This window comes from Streptomyces sp. NPDC026301 (genome assembly GCF_055567935.1).
In genome coordinates, this window is record NZ_JBVHPN010000008.1 from 352,708 (window position 1) to 371,857 (window position 19,150).

Sequence of the window (19,150 nt, forward strand, 5' to 3'; positions counted from 1 at the left end):
TCAGCTACCGCCTCCGAGGAGGTTCTGCACGGCCGGGTCGGTGAGGCCCAGCAGGGCCGCGGGCCAGAGGCCGGCGAGGACGGTGAGGGCGGCCAGCGGGGTCCAGGCCACGTACTCGTAGGGGGCGATGTCGGGGAGGGCGGGGGCCTTCTCCTTGACCGCGGTGGGGGCCGTGGCGACGGTGGTCGCGGCGGCCGGGCCGGGGGTGACCCCGGCGGTCGAGCCCTCGCCCGAGGTGGCGGCCAGCGCGTCCTGCTCGGCGGTCTCCTTGCTGCCCATGCAGACCCGGCGGACGACGACGAGGAGGTACGCGGCGGTCAGCAGGGTGCCCAGGCCGGCCAGCGCCATGAAGGTCAGGAAGGCGGGGCGGCTGAGGCCGTCGGCGGGCTTGAAGGCGCCGAACATCGCGAGCATCTCGCCCCAGAAGCCGGCCAGGCCTGGCAGGCCGAGCGAGGCGATCGCCCCGAAGGCGAGCAGGCCGCCGAAGCGGGGCGCGCGGCCGTAGAGCGCGGCGCCGGTCCGGCCGGCGAGCCGGTCCAGGTCGGTGGTCCCGTACCGGTCCTTGAGCGCGCCGACCATGAAGAAGAGCAGGCCGGTGATGAGGCCGTGGGCGATGTTGGCGAAGAGCGCGCCGTTGACGCCGGTGGGCGTCATGGACGCGATGCCGAGCAGCACGAAGCCCATGTGGCCGACCGAGCTGTACGCGATCAGGCGCTTGAGGTCTCCCTTGGCGCCGCGGCGGGCCAGCGCGAGGCAGGCGAGCGAGCCGTAGATGATCCCGACCGCGGCGAAGGCGGCGAGGTACGGCGCGAAGGTGTGCATGCCGTCCGGCGCGATGGGCAGCGCGATGCGCACGAAACCGTACGTGCCCATCTTCAGCAGTACGCCGGCGAGCAGGACCGAGCCGACGGTGGGGGCCGCGGTGTGGGCGTCGGGCAGCCAGCTGTGCAGCGGCCACATCGGCGCCTTGACCGCCAGTCCGATGCCGATCGCGAGCACGGCCACGAGCTGAACCGTGTGGCTGAGCTGGGATTTCGGGCCGTTGTCAGTGGCGAGTGCCACCATGTCGAAGGTGCCGGATTTCAGGCCGATGAGGAGGAGGCCCAGCAGCATCACGACGGAGCCGAGCAGCGTGTAGAGGATGAACTTCCAGGCCGCGTACTGCCTGTTCGCGCCGCCCCAGCGGTTGATCAGGAAGTACATCGGGATGAGGACCATCTCGAAGGCGAGGAAGAAGAGCATCAGGTCGAGGACGGCGAAGCTGGCGAGGGTGCCGGACTCGAGCACGAGGATCAGCGCGACGAATGCCTTGGGAGACGGGCCCGCCGGCATTTTGAAGTAGCTGTAGAGCGCGCAGAGGAACGTCAGCAGCGCGGTCAGGACGACGAGGGGGAGCGAGATGCCGTCGATGCCGAGGTGGATACGGATGCCGAGCGCCGGGATCCAGCTGATATCGGTCTGAGCCTGCATCCGGGCGGGGTGGCCGTGGTCGAAGCCGGCCGTGAGCGCGAGGGACGCGGCAAGGACGACGCCGGTGACGGTCACGCCGTGGCGGAGCACGGCCTGGTCCGGGTTGCGGCCCTTCAGGCCGGGCGGGGCCGGGAGCAGCGCCGCGAGCGCGCCGATCAGCGGGAGGACGACGACGCCCGCGAGGAGGATCTGCAGGGCGTGGTGGCTCATGGTCAGGCCCTCCTCAGGGTGTTGGCTCCGGCGAGCCCGGACAGCGGCTGGGGGTACGGGGGTCGTCCCCCGGAAGATTGCGGCATGGTCAGGCTCCCGTGCCCGTAGCGACGAGGACGGCGGCGACGGCCAGCACGAGTGAGCCCGCGAGCAGCGCCCCGAGGTAGGTCTGCACGTTGCCGGTCTGTGCCCGGCGGACGGCCGAGCCCAGCCAGCGTGCGCCGGTGCCCGCGCCGTGCACGTAGGTGTCGACGACCTCGCGGTCGAGGAAGCGGACGAGCCGGGCGGCGGCGCGTACGGGCCGGACGAAGAGCGCGGTGTACACGGCGTCCAGGTGGAAGCCGCAGGTCGCCGGGGCGTGCAGCGGGCCGAGGAGGAGGCGCCCGGGGTCGGCAGGGTCCGGCGCTCCGGCGTTGTCCCCGTAGGCCGCGGCGTGGCTGGCGATGGCCTCTTCCTCGGAGACCGCCGGGGCGGCTTCCGGGTCGACCGCGACGGCGCCGAGGGGGCTGCGGGCTGCGACGGCGTTCGTATGCCGCCAGGCGCCGTACATGATCAGCGCGCCGGCCAGCGCGAGGCCGGTGCCGAGGACGGAGGTGACCAGGGTCGGCGTCAGCGCGTTGCCGTCGAACCAGTCCGGGAGGACGGGCGCGGCGATGCCGAACGCGGCGGTGGGGATGAAGAGCACCCACAGCACGGCGTTCATGGCGAACGGCTGCTTGCCGTGGTCGGGGGCCTCCTGCGGGCCGCGGCCGAAGAAGGCGAGCAGCCACAGGCGGGTCGCGTAGGCGGCCGTGAGGAGGGCGGTGAGCAGGCCGGCGATCAGGACGGTCCAGCCGGCGGCGGACGGCACGGAGCCGAGGTGGCCGTGTGCCCCGCCGAGCGCGAGATGTGCCTCGCCGACGGCGGCGTGCTCGGCGGCGCCGAGGACGGCTTCCTTGGAGAAGAAGCCGGCGAACGGCGGGATGGCGGCGAGCGCGAGGAGCGCGACCGTCACCGTCCAGAAGGCGTCGGGGATGCGCTTGGACAGGCCGCGCATCCGCGACATGGCGGCGAGCGAGTTGGTGCCGGCGGCGTGGATGATCACGCCGGCGCCGAGGAAGAGGAGCGCCTTGAAGGCGCCGTGCGAGAGGAGGTGGAAGACGGCCGCACTGCGGTCACCGACGGCCAGCGCGCCGGTCATGTAGCCGAGCTGGCCGACCGTGGAGTACGCCAGTACCCGCTTGATGTCGTCCTGGGCGAGCGCGGCGAGCGCCGAGCCGACCATGGTCACGGCGGCCATCACGGCGAGTACGACCAGCGCCGCGGCGGAGGCCGCGAAGACCGGGAGGAGCCGGGCAATGAAGTAGACACCGGCCGCGACCATCGTGGCGGCGTGGATCAGCGCGGAGACCGGCGTCGGGCCGGCCATCGCGTCGGGCAGCCATGTGTGCAGCGGGAACTGCGCGGACTTGCCCGCCACACCGGCGAGCAGCAGCAGCGCGATCAGCGTCGGGTGGTGCAGGTCGCCGCTGGTGACGGCGTTCAGTACGCCGGTGATGCGGAAGGTGCCGGCGTCCGCGGCGAGCGCGAAGAGACCGAACAGGAAGGGGACGTCGCCGAGCTTGGTGACCAGGAAGGCCTTGAGGGAGGCGGACCGGGCGGCCTCGGTCTCCCAGTAGTGGCCGACGAGGAAGTACGAGCAGATGCCCATGATCTCCCAGCCGACCAGCAGCACCATCAGGTCGCCGGAGTAGACGACGAGCAGCATCGCGGAGGTGAAGAGGGAGACCAGCGCGGCGTACGAGGCGTAGCGCGGGTCGTCGCGCAGGTAGCCGGTGGAGTAGAGCTGCACGCACGTGGCGACGGTGCCGACGAGGACCGCCACCAGGGCGGCGAAGCCGTCGATGTGCAGGGCCAGTTCGATGGGGACCGAGCCGGTCGGGGTCAGCTGCGTCGCGGCGTCGACCGCCGCTCCCCCGCCCTGCCGTGCGGCCACGACGACGGCCAGCACGGCCGCGGCGAGGGTCGGCAGGACGGAGAGCGGCCGTACGAGGCCGGGCGCGCGGCGGCCGAAGAAGAGGCCGAAGGCGGCGCCGAGGAACGGCAGGAGGGGGACGAGGACGGCGGTGGTCGTGGTCGTCACGCGGCGGCCTCCGCCTGCTGGTCGGACTGCGGTCGAGCGTGCTCGTCCGTACCGTCTCCGGGGCGCTCGGCGAGGTCGGTGAGCTTGTCGACGTCGGAGCTGCCGCGGTTGCGGTAGACGAGCAGGACGATCGCGAGGCCGATGCCGATCTCGGCGGCGGCGACGGCGATCGTGAAGAGGGTGAGCGCCTGGCCGGCGTGCAGGGCGTCGCGCAGCCAGACGTCGAAGGCGACGAGGTTGAGGTTGACCGCGTTGAGCATCAGCTCGACGGACATCAGGACCAGGATCGCGTTGCGCCGGGCGAGGACGCCGTAGAGGCCGACGCAGAAGAGGAGGACGGCGAGGACGGCGGGGTAGGCGAGATGCATCAGCGCTGTCCCTCTCGGCGTGCGGGGGCCGCGGCGCGGCCGGTCTCCTGGGTGCCCTCCCCGTTCCTGCGGGACAGCACGATCGCGCCGACCAGCGCCGCCAGCAGCAGTACGGACAGCGCCTCGAAGGGCAGCACCCAGTGCTGGAAGAGGCTGCGCCCGGAGACCTCGGTGGAGCCCTGGGCGGCGCCGTCCAGGTCGATCCAGGACGCGCGGAAGGCGTCGACGACGACCCAGACGAGGGCCGCGGCGGAGGCCACGGCCACCAGGAGCGCGGCCCAGCGGTTGCCCGAGTCGGCGTCCGGCGAGCGGCCGATGGGCGCCTTGGTCAGCATCAGTCCGAAGAGGAGGAGGACGACCACGGAACCGACATAGATGAGCACCTGCACCCAGGCGATGAACTCCGCGGTGAGCAGGAGGTACTCCACGGCGATTCCGCCGAGGGCGACCACCAGCCACAGCGCGGCGTGCACCAGCTGCTTGGTGGTGACGGTGACCACGGCCGCGCCGAGGGTGACCAGGCCGACGAGGAGAAACGCGATCTCCACGCCGCTGGTCGTCAGGAAGCCGTGGCTGGCGGCGGCGAGCGTCACGCTTCCTCCCCTGCGTCCCGACCGGACTCCCCGGGCTCCCCGGACTCCCCGGATGCGGCCCGGCGCGCCTCTTCGGCCTCCTTGGCCTGCTGGGCCGCCAGCTTGTCGGCGGCCTTCTGCGCGGCGGCGATCTCCTTGGGCTGCTCCGCCGCCGGGTCGAGCGGGGGCGGCTCCGGCACCGTCCACATCCACTCGCGCAGCTTGTCGCGCTCGTGGGTCAGCTCGTGGATGTCGGTCTCGGCGTACTCGAACTCCGGCGACCAGAAGAGGGCGTCGAACGGACACACCTCGATGCAGATCCCGCAGTACATGCACAGCGAGAAGTCGATGGCGAAGCGGTCGAGCACGTTACGGCTGCGCTCGCGGCCTCCGGGTGCCGCCGGCGGCACCGTCTCCTTGTGGGAGTCGATGTAGATGCACCAGTCCGGGCACTCGCGGGCACACAGCATGCAGACCGTGCAGTTCTCCTCGAACAGTCCGATGACGCCGCGGGTGCGGGACGGCAGCTCGGGCTGGACGTCCGGGTACTGCTCGGTGACCGTGCGCTTCGTCATGGTCCGGAGCGTGACGGCCAGGCCCTTGGCGAGGCCGGAACCGGGGATGCCCATTTAGGAGATCACCACCTTGATGACGCCGGTGAGGGCGATCTGGGCGAGGGCGAGCGGGATGAGGCAGGTCCAGGCGAGCTTCTGCAGCTGGTCCTCGCGCAGCCGCGGGTAGCTGACCCGCAGCCAGATGACGCCGAAGGCCAGTACGACGGTCTTCAGGAGCATCCAGAGCCAGCCCAGCCCGTCCGCGCCGAACGGACCGTGCCAGCCGCCCAGGAAGAGGACGGCGGTCAGCGCGCAGAGGACGACGATGCCGGCGTACTCGGCCAGCAGGAAGAGCGCGAAGCGCAGCCCCGTGTACTCGGTGTACGCGCCGAAGATGATCTCCGAGTCGGCCACCGGCATGTCGAACGGCGGGCGCTGCAGCTCCGCGAGCCCGGCCGTGAAGAACACCAGCCCGCCGACGATCTGCCACGGCACCCACCACCAGTGGAAGGCGTCGAGGATGCCGGGCAGCGAGAGCGTGCCGGCGGCCATCGCGACGGACGCGGCGGCGAGCAGCATCGGCAGCTCGTACGCCAGCAGCTGCGCGGCCGTACGGAGGCCACCGAGCAGGGAGAACTTGTTCGCCGAGGCCCAGCCGGCCATCAGGGAGCCGAGGACGCCGACGCCCATCACCGCGAGCACGAAGAAGACGCCCGCGTCGAGCGCCTGGCCGACCGCGTTGCCCGGGCCGACCGGGATGGCGATCAGGACGAGCAGGTACGGCAGCAGGGCGACGGCCGGCGCGAGCTGGAAGATCCGCCGGTCGGCACCCGCCGGGACGATGTCCTCCTTCTGCGCGAACTTCACGCCGTCGGCGACCAGCTGCGCCCAGCCGTGGAAGCCGCCCGCGTACATCGGGCCGAGGCGGCCCTGCATGTGCGCCATGACCTTGTGCTCGGTCTGGCCGATGACGAGCGGGAAGACCAGGAAGATCACGAAGACGGCGAGGACGCGGAGGACGATCGCGAGCGTGTCACTCATGCGGGGCCGCCTCCTGTCTCGTCGTCGGTGCGGTCGGTGCCGCGGGGACGTGCGGTGTCGTCGGTACGTGCCGTGTCGTCGGCCGGTGCGTCCTTACGGGCGCCGCCCTCGGCCTTCGGGGCGGGCTCGGAGGGCTCGGCCTTCGGGGTCTCGCCCTCGGGTGACGGCTTGTCCCCGGAGGACGGCTCGCCCTCCGATGACGGCTCGCCTTCGAACGCGGGACGCGCATGGTGCCACGGTGCGTCCGAAGAGCGCGGAGCGGTCCGGGGGGCGGACGCCGCGGTGTCCGGTGCCGTCGGCCCCGTCGTACGGGCCGGGTCCGCGGCCGCCTCCTTGGCGGCCTCGGCGGCCTTCGGGGCCTCCGTGTCCTTCGGCGGTTCGACGCCCTTGGAGTCGGGCGTCTCGGCGGCCGCGGCGGCCTGCTGGCTCGCCGACCCGGCGCTCACGCTCCGCGTCCGGCGGGCCGGCCGCTCCCCGGCGGCACCCGCAGCTGCCTCCCGGCCCGCGCCGGCCGCCCGGCCGGCCCCGGCAGCACGCCCCGCCGCACCGGCACCGCCGGCCGCTCGGGCGCCCCGGGCGGCTCCGCGCGCGGGACGGGCCGGAGCGGGCGGCAGCTGGCCCTTGAGCGGGCCCCACTCGTTCGGGTCGGGCACGCCGGGCGGCAGCATCTGGCGGCGCTTGGGGCCGCCGTGCTCGGACTCGCCCGGCTCCTTCGCGCCCGGCCACGCCTTGGCGACCCGCGCGGCGAGCACGAAGTCCTTGCGCAGCGGGTGGCCTTCGAAGCCGTCGGGCAGCAGCAGCGGCGCGAGGCCGGGGTGGCCCGTGAAGTCCACGCCGAACATCTCGTGCGTCTCGCGCTCGTGCCAGCCCGCGCCCGCGTACACGCCGATGGCCGTGGGCAGCACGGCCGCCTCGTGCGGCACGGTCGTCCGTACGAGGAGCCGCCGGATGTCCCCGGTACGGGATACGTCGGCGACGTGCGCGCAGACGCGGAACCCGGTACCGGGCTCGTCGACGGCACTCAGCCAGTCGAAGTACGTGCAGCCCAGGGCGTCCCGGGCGGCGGTCAGCGCGTCGGTCCAGGCCGTGGCCGGTACGTCCACGGTGAGCAGGCCGTATGCCTCCTCGGCCGTGGCCCCGGCCCCGAAGATCCGCTCGGCCGGCTCCGGCAGCCACCCCACGGGCGCCGCGGGCGCGGCTTCGGGGGCAGCTTCGGGCGCGCCTTCGGGGGCCTCGGCGGGCGCCCCTTCAGGTGCCGCGGACGCCCCTTCAGGTGCCGCGGGCTTGCCTTCAGGTGCTGCGGGCGTCGCCTCTTCGGGCGTGCCCGGCTCGGGCGACCGGTCCGTCATCGGGTGTCCTCCCCGGTCTGCTCGGACGGCGGCTGCTCGGTGGTCGGCTGCCCGGGCCCGGCGGCGGGCGGCGCCGGCGGGGCCACCAGCCCGCTCCGCAGCGCCTTGGCCGACGGCCGGCCCGCGCCCTTGCCGGTCTTCCCGGACTCGCCGCCGTGGCCGTACCGCTCCGCCAGCGACTCCTGGGCGATCTTCTCCTGGAGCTTGAGGATGCCCTGCAGCAGCGCCTCGGGGCGCGGCGGGCAGCCCGGTACGTACACGTCCACCGGGATGATCTGGTCGACGCCCTTCGTGACGGAGTACGAGTCCCAGTAGGGGCCGCCGCAGTTGGAGCAGGCCCCGAAGGAGATCACGTACTTCGGCTCGGGCATCTGTTCGTACAGCCGCTTGACCGCGGGCGCCATCTTGTCCGTGACCGTGCCGGACACGACCATCAGGTCGGCCTGGCGCGGGCCGGGCGCGAACGGGATCACGCCGAGCCGGATGAAGTCGTGCCGCGCCATGGACGCGGCGATGAATTCGATCGCGCAGCAGGCGAGCCCGAAGTTGAAGACCCACAGGCTGTAGCGGCGGCCCCAGTTCAGGACCACCTTCATCGGTTCGGGGGCCAGGCGGGCCAGCGGGCCGAGGCGGCGCGGCTCGGGCAGGAGCTCGGGGCCCGGCGAGGCTCCGTTGGCCGCGGAGGCGGGGGTCACGTCCATTCCAGGACGCCCTTCTTCCATGCGTAGAGCAGGCCGACAGCGAGGAAGCCGAGGAAGATGAACATCTCCACCAGCGTGATGCCGCCGAAACCGGGTGCGGCGAAGACCGTCGCCCAGGGGAACAGGAAGATCGAGTCGACGGCGAAGATGACGTACAGGAACGCGTATACGTAGTAGCGGACCTGGGTGTGTGCCCAGCCCTCCCCTACGGGGTCCACTCCGCATTCGTACGTGAGCAGTTTCTCGGGTGTGGGCACCACAGGCCGCATCAGGCGTGCGGACCCGAAGGCGACGGCCACGAAGAGCACGCCGATCACGGCGATGAGCCCGACAGCCGAATAGCCCTGGAAGTAGTCCGCGGCGCTGATGGTGCGTACGGTCGCGTCCGGCACGTCCGCCCCTCGCTCCCTGACTGCTCGTGTGCAGCGGGCCGCCTCGTACGCGCCGTACGCGCCGGGCCACCCCTCTGCAACCGCTTTCGCCGAAATTTTTCGACGATCTGTACTGACGGGAGTCTAGGCCCTGCGGGGGCGGGGCCCATCAGTCCCACCGGCGGGGAGGTGGGGATATCCCCACTTCACCCCACCTATCCACCCCATGGTCGCGGGCCGTGCGGCCCGGCAAGCTGGCCCGTATGACGGTGACCTCCGCCCCGGGCACGCGCCCCCACGAGGGCCACGACGACGCATTCGTCCTGGTTCCTCCCCCGCCCCGCCCGCCCCTGAGCGCCTGGACCTGGCGCGAGATCACGCACCTGCTGTCCAACTTCCCGCTGGACGTGACGGCCTTCGCGCTGCTGGTGAGCTGGCTGGCGGCGAGCCTGGGCCTGTCGGTCACGGTCATCGGGCTGCCGCTGCTCGCGCTGGTCCTGGGGGGCTGCCGGCAGTACGGGAGGCTTGAGCGGGCCAGGGCCCGCGCGCTCCTCGGGGTGCGCGTCGCCGAGCCCAGTCCGCCGCGCGCCCTCGAACGGGGCTTCTTCCCCTGGCTGTGGGCGCGCCTGAAGGACCCGGTCGGCTGGCGGCACGCGCTCTACGTCTTCGTACGGCTGCCGTGGGGCGTGCTCAGTTTCGCGCTCACCTTCGTGTCGCTCTTCGTGGCCTGGCCGGCGCTGCCCTGGGTGGCGCGCGGGCTGACGAACGTGGACCGCGCGCTGATACGGGGGCTGCTGTCGCCCTCGGACGAGCTGGAGCGGCGGATCGCCGAGCTGGAGTCGGGGCGCGGGGCGGTCGTGGACACCGCGGCGGCCGACCTGCGGCGCATCGAGCGCGACCTGCACGACGGGGCGCAGGCCCGCCTCGTGGCGCTCGCCATGGGGCTGGGGCTGGCCAAGGAGAAGCTGCTGGAGGACCCGGACGCGGCGGCGCGAATGGTGGACGAGGCGCACGGCGAGGTGAAGCTGGCCCTTCGGGAGCTGCGCGACCTGGCCCGCGGCATCCACCCGGCGATCCTCACCGACCGCGGCCTGGGCCCGGCGCTCTCGGCGCTGGCCGCGCGCTGCACGGTGCCCGTCACCGTGTCGGCGGACATCGCGAGCCGCCCCGCGCCGGCCATCGAGGGCATCGCGTACTTCACGGTCTCCGAGCTGCTGCAGAACGTCTCCAAGCACGCCCAGGCGCGCAGCGCGTCGGTCGACGTGTGGCGGGCCGAGGACCGGCTGCTCATACAGGTGCGCGACGACGGACGCGGGGGCGCACGGCTGGACGCGGGGAGCGGGCTGGCCGGCCTGTCCGAGCGGCTCGGTTCGGTCGACGGGCTGTTCGTCCTCGACTCGCCCACGGGCGGGCCGACGCAGATCACGGCCGAGCTGCCGTGGCGCAGCGCGCCGTAGCGGGCGCTGCCTCCGGAGGCGGGCGCACCGCCTGAAGGCGGCCTATCCAGGCGGGGAAAGCCCCGCCGCTCATCAGTAGAACGGATGAAACGAGACGCCATGGACACCGCATACGGTTCGCCGTCCCCTGCGCCGCACGCCTCCGAAGGCCGCGGCCCGCACCGCGTCCCCTTCGTGCTGCGCGCGCCCTTCGCCGGCCGGACCTGGCGGGAGTTCCTCTATCTGCTGCTCAGCCTGCCGATCGCCATCGTGATGTTCACCTACGCCGTCACGATGACGTCGCTCGGCGCGGGCCTGCTGATCACGTTCCTCGGCATACCCGTACTGGCCGCGGGCCTCGTCGGCTGCCGCGGACTCGGCGCGCTGGAGCGCGTACGGGCGCGTGCCCTGCTCGGCCTGGAAGTGCGCGCTCCCGAACCGGTCCGCGCCACCAAGCCGAGCCTGATGGGCCGCATCGGCGCGGTGCTGAAGAGCGGCACGTCCTGGCGGCACCTCCTGTACTGCCTGCTGCACTTCCCGTGGGCGGTCTTCGCGTTCACCGTCTCGGTGACGCTGTGGTCGCTCGGCTGGAGCCTGTTCACGTACCCGCTGTGGCGCTGGACCTTCCCGATGTACCTCGGCCGGGACGGCATCCAGCTGTTCGGGGACGGGACGCACAGCATGTATCTGGACACCCCCTTCGAGATCGCCGTGACCAGCGTCGTCGGGCTGCTGGTCGTACTGGTCTGGGGCGGGGCCGTGCGCGGCCTCAGCCAGGTGGACCGGTTGCTGGTGCACGGACTGCTGGGCCCGTCCCGGCTGGCCGGCCGGGTCACGGAGCTGGAGTCGGACCGTACGGCGGTGTCCGAGACCGCGGCCGCCGACCTGCGGCGGATAGAGCGCGATCTGCACGACGGGGCGCAGGCCCGGCTCGTGGCGCTCGCCATGGATTTGGGGCTGGCCAAGGAGAAGCTGCAGGAGGACCCGGAGGCCGCCGCCCGCATGGTGGACGAAGCGCACGGCGAGGTGAAGATCGCGCTCCAGGAGCTGCGCGACCTGGCCCGCGGCATCCACCCGGCGATCCTCACCGACCGCGGTCTGGACCCGGCGCTCTCCGCGCTCGCCGCGCGCTGCACGGTGCCGGTGCAGGTCAGCGTGGATCTGACGGCGCGGCCCGCCGCGGCGATCGAGGGGATCGCGTACTTCACGGTCTCGGAGCTGCTGCAGAACGTCTCCAAGCACGCGCGGGCGAGCGGCGCGTCGGTCGATGTGTGGCGGGCCGAGGACCGGCTGATCGTGCTGGTCTCCGACAACGGCCGGGGCGGCGCGCACACCGGTTCCGGCAGCGGCCTGGCGGGCCTGGCCGAGCGGCTGGACGCGGTGGACGGGCTGCTGGTCATCGACTCGCCGGCGGGCGGCCCGACGGCGATCACGGCGGAGCTGCCCTGGCGCGACTGACGGCGCGGCTGACGGCCGACTGACGGCGCGGCTGACGGCCGGCGGGCGGCCGGCGGGCGGGGCGTGGCGGAGGCGGCGGAAGCCGTCTCCGCCGATCGTCGTACCGCGCCTACCGCGCGGAGATCCCGCAGGTCCGCGCGGTGCTCCCGCGGCCGTCCGCAATCGGCCATTCCGAGTTATCCACAACCCGCACGGTGATCCGACGCGCGCGTCCGAATCCTGGGATGCTGATGAACGTCGAGCCGAGAACGGGTGGGGGAGCCGAAGATCGTGGAGAACAGCGTGCGGGTGGTCATCGCCGAGGATTCAGTGCTGCTGAGAGAGGGCCTGACGCGGCTGCTGACCGATCGGGGGCATGAGGTCGTCGCCGGTGTGGGCGACGCGGAGGCGCTGATCAAGGCCATCGGGGAGCTGGCCGCCGAGGGGGAGCTGCCGGACGTGGTCGTCGCGGACGTCCGTATGCCGCCGACGCACACGGACGAGGGGGTGCGTGCCGCGGTCCGGCTGCGCCGGGACCATCCCGACCTGGGAGTACTGGTGCTGTCGCAGTATGTCGAGGAGCAGTACGCGACGGAGCTGCTGGCCGGTTCGAGCCGGGGCGTCGGCTATCTGCTCAAGGACCGGGTAGCCGAAGTCCGTGAGTTCGTCGACGCGGTGGTGCGGGTCGCGGAAGGCGGCACGGCGCTCGACCCGGAGGTCGTCGCCCAGTTGCTGGGCCGCAGCCGTAGGCAGGACGTACTGGCCGGCCTCACCCCGCGGGAGCGCGAGGTGCTGGGACTGATGGCCGAGGGACGGACGAACTCCGCGATAGCCCGGCAGCTGGTGGTGAGCGACGGCGCGGTGGAGAAGCACGTCAGCAACATCTTCCTCAAGCTCGGCCTCGCCCCGAGTGACGGGGATCACCGTCGTGTACTTGCAGTGCTCACCTACCTCAACTCCTGACCACCTGACAGGCTGTCAGCCGACGGTGCCGGTGCGGGGGTCACTCCGGCACGGAGTACGGAGCGCTGATCAACCGTTGAAGCACGGAGAGCGTCCTACAGAAGAAGCCGCGGGGGGCGGATGATTCATGGCGAAATATGACAGAGCGGCATCTCGCGCCTGCAGCCACCATGCGAGCGCAGCGTCTCACTTTCACGTCCAGCATGTGATCGCCTCAAGGAAGGCGACCCTTACCCACGTACGATGGCCATGGGACGACAGGTCCGCACGTTGCGTCCCGGATGCCCTGCCCACGGCGGGGACACCCCAGGCCCTGAGGGAGGTCCGAAGCAGTGACCAGCCAGGTCAGTAGCCCAGCCGACAAGACCGACGGTGCGCTCGCAGGGGAACAGCCGCAACCCCCTGCCACGGAGAACGGCGCCGGCAAGGAGGTCCGCAGGCTGGACCGGGTGATCATCCGGTTCGCGGGCGACTCCGGTGACGGTATGCAGCTCACGGGTGACCGGTTCACCTCCGAGACGGCCTCGTTCGGCAACGACCTGTCGACCCTGCCGAACTTCCCCGCCGAGATCCGGGCGCCCGCCGGCACCCTGCCCGGCGTGTCCAGCTTCCAGCTGCACTTCGCCGACCACGACATCCTCACGCCCGGTGACGCGCCCAACGTCCTGGTCGCGATGAACCCGGCGGCGCTGAAGGCCAACCTCGCGGACGTGCCGCGCGGCGCGGACATCATCGTGAACACCGACGAGTTCACCAAGCGCCCGATGGCGAAGGTCGGGTACGCCACCAGCCCACTGGAGGACGGCTCGCTGGAGGCGTACAACGTCCATCCGGTGCCGCTGACGACGCTGACGATCGAGGCGCTGAAGGACTTCGGCCTGTCCCGGAAGGAGGCCGAGCGGAGCAAGAACATGTTCGCGCTGGGCCTGCTGTCGTGGATGTACCACCGTCCGACGGAGAGCACCGAGGCGTTCCTGCGGCAGAAGTTCGCCAAGAAGCCGGACATCGCCGAGGCGAATGTCGCCGCCTTCCGGGCGGGCTGGAACTTCGGCGAGACCACCGAGGACTTCGCGGTCTCCTACGAGGTGGCGCCGGCGACGAAGGCGTTCCCGACGGGCACGTACCGCAACATCTCGGGCAATCTGGCACTGTCCTACGGCCTGGTGGCCGCGGGCCGCCAGGCGGACCTGCCGCTCTACCTCGGCTCGTATCCGATCACCCCGGCCTCCGACATCCTGCACGAGCTGTCCAAGCACAAGAACTTCGGTGTGCGGACCTTCCAGGCGGAGGACGAGATCGCGGGGATCGGCGCGGCGCTGGGCGCGGCGTTCGGCGGCTCGCTCGCGGTGACCACCACCTCAGGGCCCGGTGTGGCGCTGAAGTCGGAGACGATCGGCCTGGCCGTCAGCCTGGAACTGCCGCTGCTGATCGTGGACATCCAGCGCGGCGGCCCCTCCACGGGCCTGCCGACCAAGACCGAGCAGGCGGACCTGCTGCAGGCGATGTACGGGCGCAACGGCGAGGCGCCGGTGCCGATCGTCGCGCCGAAGACCCCGGCGGACTGCTTCGACGCGGCGCTGGACGCGGCCCGTATCGCGCTGACCTACCGCACGCCGGTCTTCCTGCTCTCCGACGGTTACCTGGCCAACGGCTCCGAGCCGTGGCGCATCCCGGAGGTCGACGAACTGCCGGACCTGCGCGTGCAGTTCGCCGCCTCGGCCAACCACGAGTTGGCGGACGGCACCGAGGTCTTCTGGCCGTACAAGCGCGACCCGCAGACCCTGGCCCGCCCCTGGGCGGTGCCGGGCACCCCGGGCCTGGAGCACCGCATCGGCGGCATCGAGAAGCAGGACGGCACGGGCAACATCTCCTACGACCCGGCCAACCACGACTTCATGGTCCGCACCCGGCAGGCCAAGATCGACGGCATCGAGGTCCCCGACCTGGAGGTCGACGACCCGTCAGGCGAGGCCGACACGCTGGTGATCGGCTGGGGTTCGACGTACGGCCCGATCACCGCGGCCGTGCGCCGGGTGCGCCGCGCCGGCGGCGAGATCGCCCAGGCGCACCTGCGCCACCTCAACCCCTTCCCGGGGAATCTCGGGGCGGTGCTGGGGCGTTACGACAAGGTGGTCGTCCCCGAGATGAACCTCGGCCAGCTCGCCACCTTGCTGCGGGCGAAGTTCCTCGTGGACGCCCGGTCCCACACCCAGGTCAGCGGGATGCCCTTCAAGGCAGAGCAGCTCGCCGCCCACCTCGAAGAGGTTATGAAGCAGGGCCCGAAGGAGGCCATCAATGACTGAGACGATCGCGGAGGGTGCGGCGCAGATCGAGGCGCTTTCCCTGGTGCCCAAGGCCGAGGCCAAGCAGTCCATGAAGGACTTCAAGTCCGATCAGGAAGTGCGCTGGTGTCCCGGCTGCGGCGACTACGCCGTCCTCGCCGCCGTGCAGGGCTTCATGCCCGAGCTCGGTCTGGCGAAGGAGAACATCTGCTTCGTCTCCGGCATCGGCTGCTCCTCCCGCTTCCCGTACTACATGAACACCTACGGGATGCACTCCATCCACGGCCGCGCCCCGGCCATCGCCACGGGCCTGGCCTCCTCGCGGCGCGACCTGTCGGTGTGGGTGGTCACCGGTGACGGCGACGCGCTCTCCATCGGCGGCAACCACCTCATCCACGCCCTGCGCCGCAACGTCAACCTCAAGATCCTGCTGTTCAACAACCGGATCTACGGCCTGACCAAGGGCCAGTACTCGCCCACCTCCGAGGTCGGCAAGATCACCAAGTCGACGCCGATGGGCTCGCTGGACGCGCCCTTCAACCCGGTCTCGCTGGCGATCGGCGCCGAGGCGTCCTTCGTGGCCCGCACGGTGGACTCCGACCGCAAGCACCTGACGAGCGTGCTCCGCCAGGCCGCCGCCCATCCCGGCACGGCGCTGGTGGAGATCTACCAGAACTGCAACATCTTCAACGATGGCGCGTTCGAGGTGCTCAAGGACAAGGACAAGGCCGAGGAGGCCGTGATCCGCCTGGAGCACGGGCAGCCGATCCGGTTCGGCGCTCCCGCCGAGGACGGCCTCGGCTCCAAGGGCGTCGTCCGCGACCCGCTCACCGGCGACCTGAAGGTCATCGACGTCGCCGAGGAAGGGACGGACGCCGTGCTCGTGCACGACGCGCACAACCCCTCCCCCACCACGGCCTTCGCCCTCTCCCGGCTCGCCGACCCCGACACCCTGCACCACACGCCCATCGGCGTGCTGCGCAGCGTGGACCGGCCGGTGTACGACACCCTGATGTCCGACCAGCTGGACGCGGCCATCGAGCAGAAGGGCAAGGGCGACCTCGCCACCCTGCTCGCCGGCAACGACACCTGGACGGTCGTCGGCTGACGGCCGGGCGGCCCTTACGGCCGCCGCCTTCTCTCCCGGCTGCCCGGGACCGCCCCTGCGGGCGCGGTCCCGGGCAGCCGTACGTGTGCCCGCCCCGGCCTGCCCGACTCCGGATATGTAACGACCGTATTTGAGATACGGGCATGACATGCGAGGCCGGCGGCGTTACCTTCGGAGAGCTCGGCACGCCGCGCCGACGCCCGCCCCCGCTCGCCCAGGAGGACCCCTTGCCGTCTCCGTCCGACCAGCGCACCGGCCTGGCCTACGGCTTCGTGGCGTACGGCATGTGGGGCTTCCTCCCCCTCTACTGGCACCTGCTGTCCGCCGCCTCCCCCACCGAGATCCTGGCCAGCCGCATGGCCTGGTCGCTGCCGGTGGCCCTGGTCTTCCTGATCGCGCTGCGCCGCTGGTCCTGGATACGCCCGCTGCTGCGGCAGCCGAAGCGGCTCGGCATGGTGGTGGCGGCGGCCGCCGTCATCTCGGTGAACTGGTACCTCTACATCTGGGCGGTCAACGCCGGCCATGTGCTGGAGGCGTCCCTCGGGTACTTCATCAACCCGCTGGTCAGCATCGCCTTCGGCGTGATCTTCCTGCGCGAGCGGCTGCGTCCGCCGCAGTGGGCCGCGGTCGGCGTCGGCACGCTGGCGGTGCTCGTGATGGCCGTGGCGTACGGCCGGGTGCCCTGGATCGCGCTCGGCCTCGCGCTGTCCTTCGCCACGTACAGCCTGGTCAAGAAGGGCATCAAGCTCGGTGGCATCGAGGGCTTCAGCACGGAGACGGTGATCCAGTTCCTGCCCGCGCTGGCGTACCTGATCCTCCTCGGCGTACGCGGCGAGTCCGGCTTCGCCGGCGGCGGCATCGGGCAGGCCGCGCTGCTCGCGGGCACCGGCCTCGCCACCGCGCTGCCGCTGATCGCCTTCGGCGCGGCCGCCGTCCGGCTGCCGCTCTCGGTGCTCGGCATGCTCCAGTACCTCGCGCCGACCTTCCAGTTCGTCCTCGGCCTCACCGTCTTCCACGAGGCCATGCCGCCCGAGCGCTGGGCGGGCTTCGCCCTCGTGTGGCTGGCGCTCGCCGTGCTGACCTGGGACGCGCTGCGCACGGCGCGGACGTCCCGGGCCGCTGCCCGTACGAGTACCGCTCCTCAGGCCGTGACGTCGCGCGTCGTGAAGCGGGCCCAGGCCGCCGAGCCGAAGACCAGCGCGTAGACCGCCTGGAGGCCGAGGTTGCGGCGGATGTCCTCCCAGTAGACCGGGTCGCGCAGCAGGTCGGCGAAGCTCAGCCAGTAGTGCGGGAAGAGGTACGGCTGGACGGCGTTCAGCTGCGGAATGGTGTTCAGGATCTGCAGGGTGATCACCACTCCCACGGTCATCGCCATGGCCGCGATGCCGCTGCCGGTGAGCGTGGAGACGAACAGCCCCAGCGCCGCCACGCCGATCAGCGAGAGTGCGACCACGCCCGCGACGGCGAGCGCCCGCAGCAGCCCCTCCGCGAACGGCACGGTCGTCCCCGACAGCAGCGTGACCTCGCCCAGCGGGAAGAGCAGCGCGCCGACGGCCAGCGCCGACGCAGCCACCACCAGGGTCGCCACCAGGCAGAACACCAGCGTGGCCGCGTACTTGACGAGCAGCAGACGGGTCCGCCCGGCCGGGGCGACGAGCAGGTACCGCAGCGTTCCGGCGCCCGCCTCGCCCGCGATCGCGTCCCCGGCGACCACGCCGAGCGCCATCGGCAGAAACACCGGCAGGGTGGCCGCGAGGGAGGTGAAGACCAGGAAGAGGCCGTTGTTCGTGACCAGGGAGATGAAGGCCGGGCCGCCGCGGGCCCCGCCGTCCGCGGTCTGGACGCGGACGGCGATCCCGACCAGTACCGGCACCAGGGCCAGCACGGCGAGCAGGACGAGGGTGCGGCGGCGCCGGAACGTCATGCCGATCTCATTGCGCAGCAGGCCGAGCGTCCACAGCGGACGCGGCCCCCGGGAGACCGCCGCCCGCCGCGCCGCCTCGGCCGTCCCGGCCCCCGCCGCCTCGGCCCGCGCCGTCTCAGTCCCCGCCGTCTCAGCCCGCGACATCGAAGCCCTCCCCCGTCAGTGCCACGAAGACGTCCTCCAGCGAGGCGCGTTCGGTGCCGAAGCCGCGGACCCGCACGCCGGCCGTGACGAGCGCGGCGTTCAGGTCGGCCGGATCCCATCGCTCGCCCGCATCGGCCGGATCAGCTGCCCCACCCGCGTCGGCCGGATCCGGTCCCCCGGCCGTGCCGCCCGGGTCCGGCGGCAGCTCGCCCGTCACCCGGTCCTCGGTGACGACGAGACCGGTCACGCCGTACTCCTTCAGTACCCGGGCCGCGTCCGCGGTGTCCGGGGTGGTGACGGCCAGCCGGCCACGGGCGCCGGCCGCCAGCCCGGCCACCGTGCCCTGGGTGATCAGCCGGCCGCGGGACATCACGGCGGCGTGCGTGCAGACCTGTTCGATCTCGTCCAGGAGATGCGAGGAGAGGAAGACGGTCGTGCCGTCGGCGGCCAGCTCGCGCACCAGGCCGCGGATCTCCCGCATCCCCTGCGGGTCCAGGCCGTTGGTCGGCTCGTCCAGGACCAGCAGCTCGCGGGGGCGGAGCAGGGCGGCGGCCAGCCCGAGCCGCTGCTTCATGCCGAGGGAGTACGCGCGTGCCTTCTTGCCGGCGGCGGCCGCGAGGCCCACCCGTTCCAGGGCGGCGGCGACCCGCGCGGCCCGGGTGCGGGGATCGGCGGTCGGGTCGGCGGCGTCGTACCGCAGGAGGTTGGCCCGCCCGGTGAGGAAGCCGTACAGGGCCGGGCCCTCGATGAGCGCGCCGACCCGGGGCAGTACCCGCCGCGCGGCGCCGGGCATCGGCTCGCCGAGCAGCCGGGCGCCGCCCGCCGTCGGCTCGATCAGGCCCATCAGCATGCGGATCGTGGTGGTCTTGCCCGAGCCGTTGGGGCCGAGGAAGCCGAAGATGCTGCCGGGCGGCACGGACAGGTCGAGCCCGTCGACGGCCGGCGGCCCGCTGCCGTACGTCTTGGTCAGGCCGCGCGTTTCGATAACGGGCGCACCGGGACGCGCTCCGTCCTCCCCGTCCGGCGACGGTGGCGCCATGCACTCCCCCACTACGGTCCGGGCCGGGGGCGCGGCCGCCACACGGAGCGTCGGCCGCG

17 protein-coding genes are annotated in these 19,150 nt (G+C 72.3%); 6 read left to right on the forward strand and 11 right to left on the reverse strand.

Annotated features, from left to right (window positions below):
* The 9 genes from ACZ4MH_RS16930 to ACZ4MH_RS16970 all read right to left on the reverse strand — a co-directional run bounded on the left by ACZ4MH_RS16930 (position 1) and on the right by ACZ4MH_RS16970 (position 8,779).
* Positions 1-1,680: a complex I subunit 4 family protein gene (locus ACZ4MH_RS16930; RefSeq protein WP_351590454.1), complete on the reverse strand. Its 1,680-nt coding sequence runs from the start codon at positions 1,678-1,680 to the stop codon at positions 1-3.
* An 88-nt stretch (positions 1,681-1,768) separates the two neighbouring features.
* Positions 1,769-3,802, reverse strand: a complete 2,034-nt coding sequence (locus tag ACZ4MH_RS16935) for an NADH-quinone oxidoreductase subunit 5 family protein (protein WP_351590451.1) — start codon at positions 3,800-3,802, stop codon at positions 1,769-1,771.
* Positions 3,799-4,170, reverse strand: a complete 372-nt coding sequence (gene nuoK / locus ACZ4MH_RS16940) for an NADH-quinone oxidoreductase subunit NuoK (protein ID WP_351590448.1) — start codon at positions 4,168-4,170, stop codon at positions 3,799-3,801. The genes ACZ4MH_RS16935 and nuoK overlap by 4 nt, the downstream gene beginning before the upstream one ends.
* Complete coding sequence (locus ACZ4MH_RS16945) at positions 4,170-4,763, reverse strand: NADH-quinone oxidoreductase subunit J family protein (protein WP_351590445.1); 594 nt, start codon at positions 4,761-4,763, stop codon at positions 4,170-4,172. The genes nuoK and ACZ4MH_RS16945 overlap by 1 nt, the downstream gene beginning before the upstream one ends.
* Positions 4,760-5,371, reverse strand: a complete 612-nt coding sequence (locus ACZ4MH_RS16950) for a NuoI/complex I 23 kDa subunit family protein (protein ID WP_351590443.1) — start codon at positions 5,369-5,371, stop codon at positions 4,760-4,762. Before ACZ4MH_RS16950 ends, ACZ4MH_RS16945 begins: the two co-directional genes overlap by 4 nt.
* Positions 5,372-6,337 (reverse strand): complex I subunit 1/NuoH family protein, encoded by a 966-nt coding sequence (locus ACZ4MH_RS16955; protein ID WP_031050874.1) that lies wholly within the window; start codon positions 6,335-6,337, stop codon positions 5,372-5,374.
* A complete protein-coding gene (locus tag ACZ4MH_RS16960) occupies positions 6,334-7,686 on the reverse strand; it encodes an NADH-quinone oxidoreductase subunit C (RefSeq protein WP_467754544.1) in 1,353 nt (450 codons plus the stop codon). The genes ACZ4MH_RS16955 and ACZ4MH_RS16960 overlap by 4 nt, the downstream gene beginning before the upstream one ends.
* Entirely contained in the window at positions 7,683-8,387 is a 705-nt protein-coding gene (locus tag ACZ4MH_RS16965) for an NADH-quinone oxidoreductase subunit B (protein WP_351601969.1), read from the reverse strand. The genes ACZ4MH_RS16960 and ACZ4MH_RS16965 overlap by 4 nt, the downstream gene beginning before the upstream one ends.
* Entirely contained in the window at positions 8,378-8,779 is a 402-nt protein-coding gene (locus ACZ4MH_RS16970) for an NADH-quinone oxidoreductase subunit A (protein ID WP_031050865.1), read from the reverse strand. Before ACZ4MH_RS16970 ends, ACZ4MH_RS16965 begins: the two co-directional genes overlap by 10 nt.
* Positions 8,780-9,021: 242 nt before the next feature.
* On the opposite strand from ACZ4MH_RS16970, the gene ACZ4MH_RS16975 reads away from it, so the two are divergent.
* From ACZ4MH_RS16975 to rarD, 6 genes are all read left to right on the forward strand, one after another.
* A complete protein-coding gene (locus ACZ4MH_RS16975; protein ID WP_351601973.1) occupies positions 9,022-10,215 on the forward strand; it encodes a sensor histidine kinase in 1,194 nt (397 codons plus the stop codon).
* Positions 10,216-10,314: 99 nt separating this feature from the next.
* Entirely contained in the window at positions 10,315-11,652 is a 1,338-nt protein-coding gene (locus ACZ4MH_RS16980; RefSeq protein WP_351601976.1) for a sensor histidine kinase, read from the forward strand.
* 282 nt (positions 11,653-11,934) lie between these two features.
* The gene (locus tag ACZ4MH_RS16985) at positions 11,935-12,594 is read left to right on the forward strand and encodes a response regulator transcription factor (protein WP_351597959.1); all 660 of its coding nucleotides are present in this window, start codon (positions 11,935-11,937) and stop codon (positions 12,592-12,594) included.
* A gap of 332 nt (positions 12,595-12,926) precedes the next feature.
* On the forward strand, positions 12,927-14,897 hold the full coding sequence (locus ACZ4MH_RS16990; protein WP_351597901.1) for a 2-oxoacid:acceptor oxidoreductase subunit alpha: 1,971 nt from the start codon (positions 12,927-12,929) through the stop codon (positions 14,895-14,897).
* Complete coding sequence (locus ACZ4MH_RS16995) at positions 14,890-15,984, forward strand: 2-oxoacid:ferredoxin oxidoreductase subunit beta (protein ID WP_351597904.1); 1,095 nt, start codon at positions 14,890-14,892, stop codon at positions 15,982-15,984. Before ACZ4MH_RS16990 ends, ACZ4MH_RS16995 begins: the two co-directional genes overlap by 8 nt.
* Positions 15,985-16,211: 227 nt before the next feature.
* On the forward strand, positions 16,212-17,189 hold the full coding sequence (rarD, locus tag ACZ4MH_RS17000) for an EamA family transporter RarD (protein ID WP_351597907.1): 978 nt from the start codon (positions 16,212-16,214) through the stop codon (positions 17,187-17,189).
* Here rarD and ACZ4MH_RS17005 read toward each other — a convergent pair.
* Both ACZ4MH_RS17005 and ACZ4MH_RS17010 read right to left on the reverse strand, forming a co-directional pair.
* Positions 17,126-18,052 (reverse strand): ABC transporter permease, encoded by a 927-nt coding sequence (locus ACZ4MH_RS17005; protein WP_351597910.1) that lies wholly within the window; start codon positions 18,050-18,052, stop codon positions 17,126-17,128. The genes rarD and ACZ4MH_RS17005 overlap by 64 nt on opposite strands.
* Positions 18,039-19,091 (reverse strand): ABC transporter ATP-binding protein, encoded by a 1,053-nt coding sequence (locus tag ACZ4MH_RS17010; RefSeq protein ID WP_351597913.1) that lies wholly within the window; start codon positions 19,089-19,091, stop codon positions 18,039-18,041. The genes ACZ4MH_RS17005 and ACZ4MH_RS17010 overlap by 14 nt, the downstream gene beginning before the upstream one ends.
* Between the last annotated feature and the right edge of the window lie 59 nt (positions 19,092-19,150).